Origin of the sequence: Pseudomonas sp. BC42, from assembly GCF_021560055.1 — a bacterium.
Classification (GTDB): domain Bacteria; phylum Pseudomonadota; class Gammaproteobacteria; order Pseudomonadales; family Pseudomonadaceae; genus Aquipseudomonas.
Window position 1 is genome coordinate 520,552 of sequence record NZ_CP091067.1, and the last position, 14,948, is coordinate 535,499.

Below are 14,948 nucleotides of genomic sequence, written 5' to 3' on the forward strand. Positions count from 1 at the left end.
AGCCCGCGGTCGATAGGACGCACTCGGCTCTGTGAGGATTTTTAGCGGCAACTGCAAGTTTCCGGCTGCAAGCTGCAAGCGAAAGCACTGCTCACATTGCTCTTTCTTGCCGCTTGAAGCTTGCCGCTTGCAGCTGACTGTAAGGTGACTGTGATGTTGAACACCCTTCTTCCCATTCTGTTGTTCGCCGCCGTCGGCCTTGCGGTCCTCGGCGCGCTGCGGCGCGTGGCCCTGTGGCGCCAGGGGCGGGCCTCCAAGGTCGACCTGCTCGGTGGCTTGCTGGCCATGCCCAAGCGCTACATGGTGGACCTGCACCATGTGGTGGCCCGGGACAAGTACATGGCCAACACCCACGTGGCCACGGCGGGCGGCTTTGTCCTGGCGGCGGTGCTGGCGATCCTGGTGCATGGTTTCGGCCTGCATAACCGCATCCTTGGCTACGCCTTGCTGCTGGCGACCACGCTGATGTTCGTTGGCGCGCTGTTTGTCGCCAAGCGTCGGCGCAACCCGCCGGCGCGGCTGTCCAAGGGCCCATGGATGCGCCTGCCGAAAAGCCTGCTGGCGTTTTCCGTGAGTTTCTTTGTGGTGACCCTGCCCGTGGCCGGGATCCTGCCGGAACACTTCGGCGGCTGGGTGCTGGCGGCGATCCTGGCGGTCGGCGTGCTGTGGGGCGTGTCCGAGTTGTTCTTCGGCATGACCTGGGGCGGGCCGATGAAGCATGCCTTCGCCGGCGCCCTGCACCTGGCCTGGCACCGCCGCGCCGAGCGCTTTGGCGGCGGCCGCTCCACCGGCCTCAAGCCGCTGGACCTGGAAGACCCGAGCGCGCCCCTGGGCGTGGAAAAACCCAAGGACTTCACCTGGAACCAACTGCTGGGCTTCGATGCCTGCGTGCAGTGCGGCAAGTGCGAGGCGGCGTGCCCGGCCTTCGCCGCCGGCCAGCCGCTGAACCCGAAGAAGTTGATCCAGGACATGGTGGTCGGCCTGGCCGGTGGCACCGACGCGCAGTTCGCCGGCAGTCCCTATCCAGGAAAGCCCATCGGCGAGCACGGCGGCCATCCGCACCAGCCTATCGTCAACGGCCTGGTGGACGCCGAGACCCTGTGGTCCTGCACCACCTGCCGGGCCTGCGTCGAGGAATGCCCGATGATGATCGAGCACGTCGATGCCATCGTCGACATGCGCCGCCATCTGACCCTGGAGAAGGGCGCGACCCCGAACAAGGGCGCCGAGGTCCTGGAAAACCTGATCGCCACCGACAACCCCGGCGGCTTCAACCCCGGCGGACGGATGAACTGGGCGGCGGACCTGAACCTGTCCCTGCTCAGCGACAAGCAGAGTACCGACGTGCTGTTCTGGGTCGGCGACGGCGCCTTCGACATGCGCAACCAGCGCACCCTGCGGGCCTTCGTCAAGGTGCTCAAGGCGGCCAAGGTGGACTTCGCCGTGCTCGGCCTGGAAGAGCGCGACAGCGGCGATGTGGCCCGGCGCCTGGGGGACGAAGCGACCTTCCAGCTGCTGGCCAAGCGCAATATCCAGACCCTGGCCAAGTACCGCTTCAAGCGCATCGTCACCTGCGATCCCCACAGTTTCCATGTACTGAAGAACGAATACGGCGCCTTCAACGGCCACTATCTGGTGCAGCACCACAGCACCTACCTGGCTGAGCTGATCGACGCCGGTGCACTGAACCTGGGCCAGCACAAGGGCAGCAGCGTGACCTATCACGACCCTTGCTACCTGGGGCGCTACAACGGCGAGTACGAAGCGCCGCGCGAAGTGCTGCGGGCCCTGGGCATCGAGATCAAGGAAATGCAGCGCTCGGGCTTCCGTTCCCGTTGCTGCGGCGGTGGCGGCGGCGCGCCGATCACCGACATTCCGGGCAAGCAGCGGATTCCCGACATGCGCATGGAAGACATCCGCGAGACCGGCGCCGAGCTGGTGGCCGTGGGTTGTCCACAGTGCACGGCGATGCTCGAAGGGGTGGTGGAGCCACGGCCGATGATCAAGGACATCGCCGAGCTGGTGGCCGATGCCTTGCTCGAAGACGTCGCCCCGGGCAAAGCCCCGGCGGCGGTGAAACCCGAACCTGCGGAGGTGCATTGATGAGCGAGATTATCCGCCGCGATCCCCGCGCCGAGTGGATCGCCCGCAACCGCCTGCACCCGCTGCATGCGGCCATGCAGCCGGCGCAGCACAGCTGGATGGGGCCCAATGGCCTGATCCGCAAGAACCCCCATGGCATCGGTTTCATCGGCCCCAACGGCCTCAAGCGCATCGACCGCAGCGGCGCCCAGCAGGGCGGCAGTGCCAAGCGCACGGCGGCGGCCGAGGTGCAGTTGCCGCTGCATCAGGTGGCGCAACCGGCGTTCTACATCAACGTGGTGCCGGACATGGTCGGCGGCCGACTGAGCAGCCACGACCGCGACCTGCTGGGCCTGGCCCGGCAACTGGCGGGCCAGGACGGCGCGGTGCTGGCAGTGGTGTTTGGCGAGCACAAGGAGTCGGCCTTCGCCACCGCGGGCGTCGACCGCCTGCTGGTGCTGCCTGGCAGCGAGTTCGACGGTTATGCACCGGAACAACGGGTGCAGGGCCTGCGGGCTGTGGATAACCAGTTCAGCCCGCGTCACTGGCTGCTGCCCGACAGCCGCACCGGTGGCGGCGAACTGGGCCGGCGCCTGGCCGCGGCCCTGGGCGAACGCCCGGCGACCCGGGTCTGGCAGGTCAAGGACGGGCAGTGCATCGGCCGGGCCGGTGCCGGCCTGCAGGACCTGGCGCGGCCGGCGCCACGCCTGATCCTGGCCGCCGCCGAATGCGCCGAGCCGGTCAGCGAAACCCGTCACGAAGCCTTGCCGGTGGAGTTATCCACAAGCGTGGCCCGCAGCCTGGCGCGCATCGAGGATCTGGGTGCGGTGGCGGTGGACCCGGCGGCGATTCCCATGGCCGAGGCCGAATTCATCTTTTCCGGGGGCAACGGGGTCAAGGATTGGCCACTGTTTCACCAGACCGCCGCGGCCCTGGGCGCCACCGAAGGCGCCTCGCGGGTGGCGGTGGACGACGGCTTCATGGCCCGTGACCGGCAAGTGGGGGCCAGCGGCATCTGGGTCACCGCGCGGGTCTATGTGGCGGTGGGGATTTCCGGGGCGATCCAGCACCTGCAAGGCATTGGCGCCTGCGACAAGGTGGTGGCGATCAACCTCGATCCGGGCTGCGACATGATCAAGCGCGCCGACTTGTCGGTGATTGGCGACAGCGCGGAAATTCTCAGGGCCTTGATCGCGGCGGTAGCGGCCTACCGCAACGACGCCAAGCGCGATGCGGCTTAAGGGGACGTTATGAACAGCAATGTGATCAGCCTGGTATCGATAGGCGCGCACCCGACTTCCGGCCGCCCACGGCGCGCCGAACAGGACGCCCGCGCGGTGGAACTGGGCCTGCAACTGGCGGGGGACAAACTGCAGGTGCTGCATGCCGGCGACGTCGCCGAACCGGCCCTGCGTGCTTACCTGGGCATGGGCCTGGAACAGCTGCACGTGCTGGAACAGCCAGCGGGCGCTGATGCCCTGCCGATCCTGACCCAGTACCTGCGCGAGGCGGGCGCCCAGGTGGTGCTTACCGGCAGCCAGGCGGAAACCGGCGAAGGCTCCGGCATGCTGCCGTTTTTGCTGGCGGAAAACCTGGGCTGGCCCCTGGTGGTGGGGCTGGCGCAAGTCGAGTCCCTGGCCGACGGCGTGGCCCATGTGCTGCAAGCCTTGCCCCGTGGCCAGCGGCGCCGGCTCAAGGTGCGCCTGCCGTTCCTTGCCACTGTGGATAACGCTGCGCCGAAACCGCGCCAGAGCGCCTACGGCCCGGCGCGCCGTGGTCTGTTGCAGGCCGATCAGGTCATGGTGGTAGAGGACGAGTTGTTCACCACCTCCAGCCTGCAACCGGCCAAACCCCGACCCAAGCGCCTGAAGGTGATCAAGGCCAAGAGCGGTGCGGATCGCATGAAGGCCGCCACCGCCAAGGCCAGCGGTGGCACCGGCCAGGTCCTCAAGGGCGTCAGCCCCGAGGCGGGCGCCGAGGCCATTCTCAAGTTGCTCATCGAAGAAGGCGTGGTGCGCTGAGCTCAGGTTTATGCACAGCCCTCGGGCCGTGCACCCAGCTCTGAGCACCGCCGTTCGCTGGCAAGCCAGCTCCTACCAGGGAAATCGCGCCTGCACCTACCGTAGGAGCCGGCTTGCCGGCGAAGGGGGCGTCATGGTTTTGCACATCTCTGGGCACCGCCGTTCGCTGGCAAGCCAGCTCCGACAAGAGTAGCGATGGGTTACTCACAATCCCTGTGTGCGTACCTGTGGATAAGGTGTTCGCGCCTTGCTCAAGCCCCTATGCAACAAGCCCTGTAGCCGTCTGTACGAAATTTGATCAGGCTAAGCTGGCGTTTTTCATGGCTTTTTTTCCTGGGCAGGGCAACAGCCGCAGAGACTTTTGCACAGCACTTGCCCCCAAAGTCTGTTGGCGCTTCTGTGGATAAGATGTTCGCTTAGCGCTACAGGCCTTGCAGATCGTGCCTTGCAGGCTTTTGATCAAAAAACAGCCAAATGCGGCTTTTTCTACCCGTTACCCCGCCATGAACCCGATTATTCGCGGCTTTCAAGGGTTTTCCACAGTGCGCCGGATCATTCACCACAGTTGCCCCCAAAGTCTGTTGGCCTTTCTGTGGATAAGGTGTTCGCCTTCCGCTGCGGGCCACGGCAGACGTGGCTTTCAGGCTTCTGTTCAAAAACTGATCAATGCTGTCCAAAACCGCTGATTCTGCATAAGTCACGGTTTTTATTGCCATTGGCCGACGAACTATCCCCACCCCCAGTGCACTTGCCCACAGTTGCTGTGGGTCAAGGTGTGGATAAGGTGTTCGCCAACGGCTGGACCCCTTGTGATTCATAGCGTGCCCGGCAATAGGTCAAATTTCATACAGTTCTAAGGGCTTTCTTGACACTGGCAATGGGCCTGTCTTCACTGAGGCATCAAGGACTTAGCGGCAACTTATCCACATCCGGCTCAGGGAGCGCAGGCAATGGATTGTCGTTCATCGCAGGTTTATCCGACCGGGGCCCCCCTCCCTAGACGTACCCGTCGCCGTGCCGCCAACCAGCGCGCACGCCTATAGCCCTGCCCTGCGCTTTGTTCCGTCACTGACTGCACTGCTGATGTTTCAGGCGCCTGGGCCTGCCTGTGCGGCTGCCTGCGCGTCAACGGATGCACCCATTAGAGGCAACCCACGAGTTGCCCCATCTGCCTGAGAGGAACTCCGCCATGACTCGGATCGCGACCCCCATCAGCGAGATCCAGGAACACTACGACGTGATCGTCATCGGCTCCGGCTATGGCGGCGGCATTGCCGCCTCCCGACTGTCCCGGGCCGGGCGCCGCGTCTGCCTGCTGGAGCGGGGGCGGGAAATCCAGCCCGGCGAGTACCCCAACACCCTGGCCAGCGCCACCGAGGAGTTGCAGGTGCATGACCCCGAAGGTCATATCGGTTCGCGAACCGGGCTCTTCGATCTGCACGTCAACGCCCAGCAGAACGTGGTGGTGGGCTGTGGCCTGGGGGGCACTTCGCTGATCAACGCCAACGTTGCCCTGGAACCCGAACCCGGAGTCTTCGATGACCCGCGCTGGCCCCAGGCGGTGCGCGAACACCGTGACACCCTGCTCAAGGAAGGCTTCTCCCGGGCCCGGGAGATGCTCAAGCCCAATCCCTATCCGGAGTCGGCGCCGACCTTGCCCAAGCTGGTGGCTCACCGCAAATCCGCGGAGTTTCTCAAGCAGGGCTCGCACTTCTACAAGCCGCCGATCAACGTGACCTTCAGCAAGCTGCCCAATAACCTCAACCATGTCGGGGTCGAGCAGTTGCCCTGCAACCACTGCGGCGACTGCGTCTCGGGCTGTAACAACAAGGCCAAGAACACCACCCTGATGAACTACCTGCCGGACGCCTGCAACCATGGCGCGCAGATTTTCTGCCAGGCCCAGGTGCGCTATCTGGAGCGTGACGGTGACGGCTGGATCGTTCACTTCCAGTACCTGGACAGCGGTCGCGAGAAGTTCTCGGCGCCGACCCTGTTCGTCAAGGCCGACATCGTCGTGCTCAGTGCCGGCACCCTGGGCTCCACGGAAATTCTCCTGCGCTCCAGGGCCAAGGGCCTGTCCACCTCGGACCAGTTGGGTGAGCACATGAGCGGTAACGGCGACATCCTCGGCTTTGGGCACAACTGCGAGCAGACCATCAATGGCATCGGCTTCGGCACCCATTCGGCCAGTGAGCTCAAACCCGTGGGGCCGTGCATCACCTCGGTCATCGACCTGCGCACCGAAGGCGACTGGCGCAGCCGCATGGTGATCGAGGAGGGCTCGATTCCCGGCGCCCTGGGCCGGGCCATGGTGCCGAGCATGGCGCTGTTCGCCGGGACCCTGGGCAAGGCCACCGACAACAGCCTCAGCGGTCAGTTGGGCTACAAGGAGCGCGAGGCCGAAAGCTTTCTGCGCGGGCCCTACTACGGCGCCCTGCACAACATGCAGACCTACCTGATCATGAGCCACGACAACGGCCGCGGGCGCATGCTGCTCGATGACCAGGACCAGCTGCGCATCGACTGGCCGGGCGTTGGCGAGCAGCCCAATGTGGTCCTCGGCAACGAACGCCTGCAGCAGTGCACCCAGGCCCTGGGCGGGATCTGGGTGGAGAACCCGATCTGGACCCAGTTGCTCAAGCACAGCATCGTCTCGGTGCACCCGCTGGGGGGCTGCGTGATGGGCGAGGATGCCGGGCAGGGCGTGGTCAACCACAAGGGCCAGGTGTTTTGCGGCGCCAGCGGCAGCGATGTCTATCCCGGGTTGTATGTGGCCGACGGCGCGGTGATTCCGACGTCACTGGCGGTCAATCCGCTGCTGACCATCTCGGCGGTCAGCGAGCGCAACATGCGCCTGCTGGCCGAGGACCGCGGCTGGAAGATCGACTACCGCCTGCCCTCGGCGCCGAGCAAGGCGGTGCCGGCGCCGACCCTGGGCGTGCAGTTCACCGAAACCATGAAGGGCTACTTTTCCACCGACTTCACCCAGCCCCAGGGCACCGATCTGGCGCTCTACCAGGCGGCGGCCCAGCGCGGAGAAGCGCAGAACTCGCCCATCGAATTCACCCTGACCATCACCGCCGCCGACCTCGACCGGATGATCAAGGAACCCGAGCACGCCGCGACCCTGGTCGGCACCCTGAATGCCCCGCTGTTGTCGGCCCAGCCCCTGGTGGCCAGCCACGGCGTGTTCAACCTGTTCGAGGAGTACCAGGAGCAGGTTGGCGTGCGCCACATGAACTACGACATGCGCCTGAGTGCCGAGGACGGCAGCGAGTATTTCTTCAGCGCCTTCAAGACCGTGCCCGAGGATCACGGCGTGCTGAACATCTGGCCCGACACCAGCACCCTCTACGTGACCCTGTACCGCGGCCGGGACAAGAACGCTCCGGTGCTGGGCAGCGGGGTGATGCACATCCTGCCGGCGGACTTCGCCCGGCAGATGACCACCATGAAGGTGCTCAACGCGCGCAACGAACGCGAGCGCATCGAGGCCCTGGCGCGCTTTGGCAAGTTTTTCGCCGGGATTCTCTGGGAGAGCTATGGCGGGGTCTTCGCCGGGGACATCTACTTCAACCCCGATGCGCCGCCCCGGCTGAAACGCCCCCTGGACGCGCCGGTGCCGACCGTGCATTTCTTCCAGACCGAGGACCATGTGCACCTGCGCCTGACCCGTTATCAGGCCGGCAGCAAGGGCCCGGTGATGCTGGTGCACGGGCTGGGCGTGGGCTCCAACATCTTCTCCACCGACACCATCCAGACCAACCTGCTGGAGTACCTGTGCAAGCACGACTATGACGTCTGGCTCCTGGATTTCCGGGTCAGCATCCTGCTGCCGGCGAGCAAGCAGGAATGCAATGGCGACCAGATCGCCGCCTACGATTTCAAGGCCGCCATCGGCCAGATCAAGCAGGCGACCGGGGCCCGGGACGTGCAATGCGTGGTGCATTGCTATGGCGCCACGACCTTCTTCATGTCGCTGCTGGCGGGGCTGCAGGACGTGCGTTCGGTGGTCTGCTCGCAGATCGCCGCCGACACCGTGGTGGCCGCCGCCACCGGGATCAAGGCCGGGTTGCACCTGCCGGGCATGCTCGACGCCATCGGCATCAAGTCGCTGACGGCCTATGCCGACAGCAAGGAAAGCTGGTTCAACAAGCTCTACGACACGGCCCTCAACGGCTATGCCCGGCTTGAAGCCCAGGGTTACTGCACCAACCCGGTGTGCCACCGCATCACCTTCATGTACGCCTCGCTGTACCGCCACGACACCCTCAACCAGACCCTGCACGACAACCTGCACGAGCTGTTCGGCGCGTCCAACATCGAAACCTTCGAGCACCTGGCGCTGATCTGTCGCAAGGGCCACCTGGTGGACTTCAAGGGGCGCGACGTCTACATGCCGCATTTCGACCGGCTGAAGTTGCCCATCTGCTTCATCAGCGGCGCCGACAACCAGTGTTACCTGCCGCAAAGCACGCAGAAGACCTACGAGCGCCTGTGCCAGCTGCATGGCCCCGAGCTGTTCAGCCGCCATGTGGTGCCGGGTTATGGGCACATCGACTGCATTTTCGGCAAGAACGCGGTGGTGGATGTGTACCCGCTGATCCTTGCGCACCTGGACAAGACCGCCCGGGGCTGATCCTGGCCGGCCCGCGGCGCGGTTGCCGCGGGCTTGGGCCAGGTCAGGGAACAGGCAGCGCAGCAAGCACGCTTCGAGGTCGAGTGCAGGCTGCGGCGGCCGCTACACATGGATGCAGGGAAGGTTGAGATGAACGCTTATATCCGCTGGTTCCAACGCTTCATCTGGCTGGGCATCGCCATGAACATGGTGTTCGCCCTGCCGGCGCTGTTTGCCCCGGCGCTGCTGACCGCGGTGGTCGGCCTGCCGCCGGTGCTGTCCGATCCCTGGCTGGAAAACACCGGCATGCTGCTGGTGGGCATCAGCCTGTTCTACATGCCTTCGGGCTGCAACGCTCCGCGCTTCGTGGTGCATTCCTGGCTGTGCGTGCTGTCGCGGCTGATCGCCGTGGCGTTCTGGATCTACCTGATCAACACCAGCAACCAGTCCCAGGTGTTCGTGCCCATGCTGATGGGCGACCTCGGCATGTTCCTGGTGCTGGGCCTCCTGCTGTACCTGGGCAGTGCCCCGGCCAATCGGCCCTGGGCCCTGCTCTGTGCCGGGCTGCAGGCCTTGCGTGAACACTGGGCCGCCTGCTGGGCGCGCCACAGCTTTCGTGTCGGCGCCCTGGTGACGCTGCTGGTGCTGGGGTTTGTCGGCTACCAGACCTGGGTCAACATGCTGCGCGAGGTGCCGCAGCCGGTGGAAGCCTCCGACGAGGACCACTTCAAGTACGCCGCCATCGGCCTGGGCATCGAGGCGCGGATTCCCTACTACCTGTTCGCCGTGCTGCCACAGATGTGCCCGGAAAAACTGCCCCGGCCCGGCGGCTACGAAGTCTTCGGCTTCCTCTACGAGAACGGCCGGGACCTGCCGGTGGGCATGGCCAAGCGGCAGCTCGGCTACCCCACGGTGGAGCCCAACTGCGCCCTGTGCCACACCGGTGCCTACCGCGCCAGCGCCGGCGATGTGTCCCAGGTGGTGCCCACGGCGCCGGCCAACCTGATGCAGCTCCAGGCCTTCCAGTGGTTTGCCTACGATTGCGCCAGCGATCCGAAATTCACCGTGGATGCGCTGATGAACGCGATCAACGCCAAGTTCCAGCTGGGCTTCATCGAGCGCCTGTACAACCGCTACCTGATCATGCCCATGGCCAAGAGCGCGCTGCTCAAGCAGAAGCAGGCCTACGCCTGGCAGAAGCTGCGGCCGCCGCAAGGGCCGGGGCGCACCGACACCTTCAACCCGACCAAGATGGTGGTGTTCGGTTTCCCCGACGACTCCACCATCGGCACCGTGGACCTGCCGCAGATCTGGAACCAGAAGCCCCGGGAGTCGATGTACCTGCACTGGGACGGCAACAACAACCAGATCCGCGAGCGCAACTACGCGGCGGCGATGGCCGTGGGCGCGACCCCGCAATCGGTGCTGCCCGAGAGCTTCAACCGGGTCACCAACTGGTTGCTGGGGCACAAGCCGCCGGCCTGGCCGTTCGCCCTCGATCAGGCCAAGGTGGCCCAGGGCAAGCCGCTGTGGGAAGCCAACTGCGCCGGTTGCCATGATTTCGGCAAGGCCGACACCGGCCAGGTCACCACCAATATCCAGGCGCTGGGCACCGATCCCCATCGCCTGGATTCCTTCACCACCGGGCTGGTCCAGGCCTTCCACGGCTTCAAGAAGCCGCCGTTCGACTTTGGCGCCTATCGCAAGACCCAGAGCTACAGCAACACCCCCACCGACGGCGTCTGGCTGCGCGCGCCGTACCTGCACAATGGCTCGGTGCCCAGCCTCTGGGACCTGTTGCAGGCCCCGCAATTACGGCCCCAGGTGTTCTACACCGGCTCGGATGTGTATGACCCGCAGAAGGTCGGCTTTGTCACCAGCGGCCCGACGCTGCAGGGCCCGGGCTCCTTCAAGTACGACACCCACCTGGAGGGCAACAGCAACAGCGGCCACCTGTATGGCACGCAGCTTTCAGAGCAGCAGAAGTGGCAACTGATCGAGTACATGAAGACCCTGTGACGCCCGTTCGGCGTTTGGGCAAAGGGACCATCAAGAGGGATGCCGACATGTCATTTGTGAGTAATCTGGAACACGAATACGAACAGGTGAAAGCCCGGGTCGACGGGCTGCTGGCCAGGCTCGACCTGGCCTGGAAAAAACTCCGTAGCCAGCTTGAGCCGGCGGAGCTGCAGGCGATCGTGCAACTGCTGCAGCGCGCCCATGACCAGGCGCAGTACGCCCTGATTCACGGCGACTTGCCCCCCGGTCAGGCGCCGGTGCCCTGGGAGTTGGCCCACGGCCTGTCGGTGCTGCACCTGGGCAACGCCAAGCCCCTGCCGCAAACGGTGGCCGAGCTGCAGACCCAGGTGATGAAGGACGGCACCCTGTTGGGTTGTCGCCAGTGGGAGCTGCTGGACCTGCGCTGGAGCGAGGCGCTGCTCAACTGGATCGAGAACCTGCGCAAGCACGCGCCCTTCGGCACCACCCCGGCGCTGATCGAGATGGCCGACAACGTGCTGCTGGACATGGCCGGGGACTGGGGCACCGGCTACTTCCAGCCCCATTCGGCGGCGCAGCGGGTGGCGGACCTGATCAAGCAGGACCAGGCGGATTTCACCGTCCACCTGGGAGATGTGTATTACGCCGGTACCGGCAGCGAAGAGAACGCCGACCTTGCCGATTGGCCCATGGGCCGCCAGGCGTCATTCAGCCTCAACTCCAACCATGAAATGTACAGCGGTGCCCATGGCTACTTTGCCGAGATCGCCGCGCTGTTTCCCCAGCAGCAGGGCACCAGCTACTTCACCCTGTTCAACAGCCACTGGCTGATCGTCGGCCTGGACAGCGCCTATGCCGCCGACGAAATGAACCTGTACATGGACGGCAACCTCAATCCCCCGCAGCAGCAATGGCTCAAGGACCTGGTGGCCAGCAAGGGCCAGGGGCGCAAGATCATGCTGCTCAGCCATCACCAGGGGCTGGATATCAGCGGCCAGCAGCAGACCGCGCTGTACAAGCAGGTGGTCGCGGCCCTGGGCCGGGTGCCGGACTACTGGTACTGGGGGCACCTGCACAATGGCATCTGCTATGCGCCCAAGGACGGCATGTACGGGCGCTGCATCGGCCACGGGGCGATTCCCTATGGCGTCACCCGCGAATTGAAAGGCAACCCTCAGGTGCTGTGGTCTGAAACCCTGTCGGCGGATGATCCGAACTACCCGCTGCGGGTGCGCAACGGTTACGTGAGGGTGAAGCTGGATGGGGCGCAGATCAGCGAAGACTTCATTGGCGAGACCGGCGCGGTCAGTTGGTCACTGCCTCGAAGGCCCTGAACCCCCTGAAAACCTGTAGCCGCTGCCGAGCCCGCGAGGCTGCGACAAGGTCCGCAGGACCTTGCTTGACGGTCGCCAGACGAACCTCTGTCGCCTGCAAGATCCTTACGCGCGCTACGTCGCAATCCCGCCCAACTGGTTCGCAGCCTGCGGCAGCGGCTACACAACCCTGTAGCCGCTGCCGAGCCTGGGGGGTCAGCCGGTGACCGGCACGCCCTTGAGGTAGGGCGCCGGTTCCGCGCCGAGGTTGCTCAGCATACGCTCGCTGTACCAGTCGACGAAGTTGACCACGCCGAACTCGTAGGTCTTGGAGTACGGGCCCGGCTGGTAGGCGGTGGAGTTGATGCCGCGCTGGTTTTCTTCCGCCAGGCGCCGGTCCTGGTCGTTGGTGGCGTCCCACACCTGGCGCATGCGCTCGACGTCGTAATCGACACCTTCCACGGCATCCTTGTGCACCAGCCACTTGGTGGTGACCACGGTTTCCTGGGCGCTGATCGGCCACACGGTGAACACGATGATGTGGTCGCCCATGCAGTGGTTCCACGAATGCGGCAGGTGCAGGATGCGCATCGAGCCCAGGTCCGGGTTCTTGATCCGCCCCATCAGCTTGGCGCAGCCCTGCTTGCCGTCCATGGTCATGGACACGGTGCCCTTGAGCAGCGGCATGCGCACGATACGGTTGCGCAGGCCGAAGCTGGCGTGGGCGTAAGGGATCTTCTCGGCTTCCCAGGCGGCGGCGGAGGCGGCCACGTGGTCCTTGAACGCCTGGTCGGCCCGCGGGTCGGTGACGTCGTCCCATTCCAGCAGGGTTTTCAGCAATTCGGGGTGCGAGCCGCCGCAGTGGTAGCACTCGCGGTTGTTCTCCAGCACCAGCTTCCAGTTGGCCTTTTCATGCAAGGTGGTCTGCACCGCCACCTTGGTGTTCTCCATGTCGTAGGGCTCCATGTAATGGGCCAGGGTCGCCAGGAAGTCGTCGATGGCCGGCGGGTTCTCGGCCAGGGAAATGAAGATGTAGCCGCCGGCGGTCTTCACGTTCACCGGTTTCAGGCCGTATTGCTTCATGTCGAAGTCGGCGCCCATCTCGGTGCCGGCGAACAGCAGGCGACCGTCCAGTTCGTAGGTCCACTGGTGGTAGTGGCAGACCAGCTTGGCGACCTTGCCCTTGTCGCTGGTGCACAGCCGCGAACCGCGGTGGCGGCAGACGTTGTGGAAGGCGTGGACCACGCCGTCGGCGCCGCGGATGACGATGATCGGGTTCTTGCCGATCTGCAGGGTGATGTAGTTGCCCTTGGTGGGGATCTCGCAGGTCATGCCGGCGATCAGCCATTCCTTCTGGAAGATCTCCTGCATGTCGATATCGAACAGCCTTTCATCGCAGTAGAAGGGCTGCGGCAGGGAGAAGGTCCGCTCGCGCTCCTGCAGCATCTGTGCAGTGGCCTTGCGTGCAGGTTCCAGTGGATCGCCCAAGCTCAGGGTTGCGGTGACGTCCATCGTTCAAGTCCTCATGGCCGTTCTGTGCGGCCGGCGAATTAAATAGTGGCTACGGTGGGTGCTACGCAAGTCACGAAAAATCGGTTGTCGTGTTTGAGGCGAGTGTGGGTCCGCGGGCGCCTTGAACCTTATCCATGGGCGACATGGCCCAATCTGTTCCCGACGCGCCAGCCCCGGCAGCTGGGGGCTGGTCGCGATAAGCATGTGAATGTCGCAGATAGGTAAATGGGCGCGAGAAGCCTTACGCAGAATCGCTGACAAGACGCCGACAGTCGGCCGTGGAGAACAGCATGTCCAACACCTTCCTCAACCCGGTAACCACCCAGACCTGGGCCAATGGCCGTCACATCGTCCGTTGCGTCAAAGTCATCCAGGAAACCTGGGACGTGCGGACCTTCTGCTTCATGGCCGACCAGCCGATCATGTTCTTCTTCAAGCCCGGGCAGTTCGTCACCCTGGAGCTGGAGATCGAAGGCCAGCCGGTGATGCGCTCCTACACCATTTCCAGCTCGCCGTCGGTGCCCTACAGCTTTTCGGTGACCATCAAGCGCGTGCCGGGGGGCAAGGTCTCCAACTGGCTGCACGACACTCTGCATGAAGGCCAGGAGCTGGCGGTGCACGGGCCAGTGGGGCTGTTCAACGCCATCGATTTCCCCAGCCCGAAAGTGCTTTACCTCAGCGGCGGCGTCGGCATCACCCCGGTGATGTCCATGGCGCGCTGGTTCTACGACACCAACGGCAACGTCGACATGGTGTTCATCCACAGCGCCCGCTCACCCAAGGACATCATTTACCACCGCGAGCTGGAACACATGGCCTCGCGGATCGACAACTTCAGCCTGCACCTGATCTGCGAGAAGCACGGCCTGGGCGAGCCCTGGGCCGGCTACCGCGGCTACCTGAACCACAAGATGCTGGAGCTGATGGCCCCGGACTTCCTGGAGCGGGAAGTGTTCTGCTGCGGACCGACGCCCTACATGAATGCGGTCAAGCGCCTGCTGGAAGCCGCCGGTTTCGACATGGCGCGCTACCACGAGGAATCCTTCGGCGCGACCCCGCCCGAAGCCCGGGCCGACGCCGTGGAACACGCCGAACAGGCGGCCGAGGCGCCGGAGCCGGACCTGGCCGATCTGCATCAGGTGGAGTTCACCGCCTCCGGCAAGAGCATCCGCGTGGCCCCGGGGGAAACCGTGCACGCCGCTGCGGCCAAGCTCGGCCTGATGATTCCCAAGGCCTGCGGCATGGGCATCTGCGGCACCTGCAAGGTGCTCAAGCTGGGCGGCGAAGTGGTGATGGAGCACAACGGCGGGATCACCGAGGAAGACGAAGCCGAAGGCTACATCCTGTCCTGCTGCAGCGTGCCCAAGGGCGACGTGCGGGTGGAATACTGATCCCGCTCTG

The 14,948-nt window shown here is 64.8% G+C and carries 8 protein-coding genes; 7 read left to right on the forward strand and 1 reads right to left on the reverse strand.

All coding sequences use genetic code 11. From position 1 onward, the window contains the following. Positions 1-153 precede the first annotated feature (153 nt). The 6 genes from dgcB to L1O02_RS02485 all read left to right on the forward strand — a co-directional run bounded on the left by dgcB (position 154) and on the right by L1O02_RS02485 (position 12,056). Positions 154-2,103, forward strand: a complete 1,950-nt coding sequence (gene dgcB, locus L1O02_RS02460; protein ID WP_060844827.1) for a dimethylglycine demethylation protein DgcB — start codon at positions 154-156, stop codon at positions 2,101-2,103. Next, the gene (locus L1O02_RS02465; protein ID WP_060841451.1) at positions 2,103-3,323 is read left to right on the forward strand and encodes an electron transfer flavoprotein subunit alpha/FixB family protein; all 1,221 of its coding nucleotides are present in this window, start codon (positions 2,103-2,105) and stop codon (positions 3,321-3,323) included. Before dgcB ends, L1O02_RS02465 begins: the two co-directional genes overlap by 1 nt. Positions 3,324-3,332: 9 nt before the next feature. Next, complete coding sequence (locus tag L1O02_RS02470) at positions 3,333-4,103, forward strand: electron transfer flavoprotein subunit beta (protein WP_060841450.1); 771 nt, start codon at positions 3,333-3,335, stop codon at positions 4,101-4,103. A 1,189-nt stretch (positions 4,104-5,292) separates the two neighbouring features. Then, positions 5,293-8,745, forward strand: coding sequence for a GMC oxidoreductase (locus L1O02_RS02475; protein WP_235759488.1), 3,453 nt, complete (start codon positions 5,293-5,295; stop codon positions 8,743-8,745). Between the two features lie 129 nt (positions 8,746-8,874). Then, on the forward strand, positions 8,875-10,743 hold the full coding sequence (locus tag L1O02_RS02480; RefSeq protein ID WP_235759490.1) for a hypothetical protein: 1,869 nt from the start codon (positions 8,875-8,877) through the stop codon (positions 10,741-10,743). A gap of 47 nt (positions 10,744-10,790) precedes the next feature. Continuing rightward, entirely contained in the window at positions 10,791-12,056 is a 1,266-nt protein-coding gene (locus tag L1O02_RS02485) for a metallophosphoesterase (RefSeq protein WP_060841447.1), read from the forward strand. Between the two features lie 195 nt (positions 12,057-12,251). Here the strand turns inward: L1O02_RS02485 and gbcA are convergent, their stop codons facing one another. Further along, positions 12,252-13,547: a glycine-betaine demethylase subunit GbcA gene (gene gbcA, locus L1O02_RS02490; RefSeq protein WP_060841446.1), complete on the reverse strand. Its 1,296-nt coding sequence runs from the start codon at positions 13,545-13,547 to the stop codon at positions 12,252-12,254. A 290-nt stretch (positions 13,548-13,837) separates the two neighbouring features. Between gbcA and gbcB the strand changes: the two genes are divergently transcribed. Further along, positions 13,838-14,938: a glycine-betaine demethylase subunit GbcB gene (gbcB, locus tag L1O02_RS02495; RefSeq protein WP_060841445.1), complete on the forward strand. Its 1,101-nt coding sequence runs from the start codon at positions 13,838-13,840 to the stop codon at positions 14,936-14,938. The last annotated feature ends 10 nt before the right edge of the window (positions 14,939-14,948 follow it).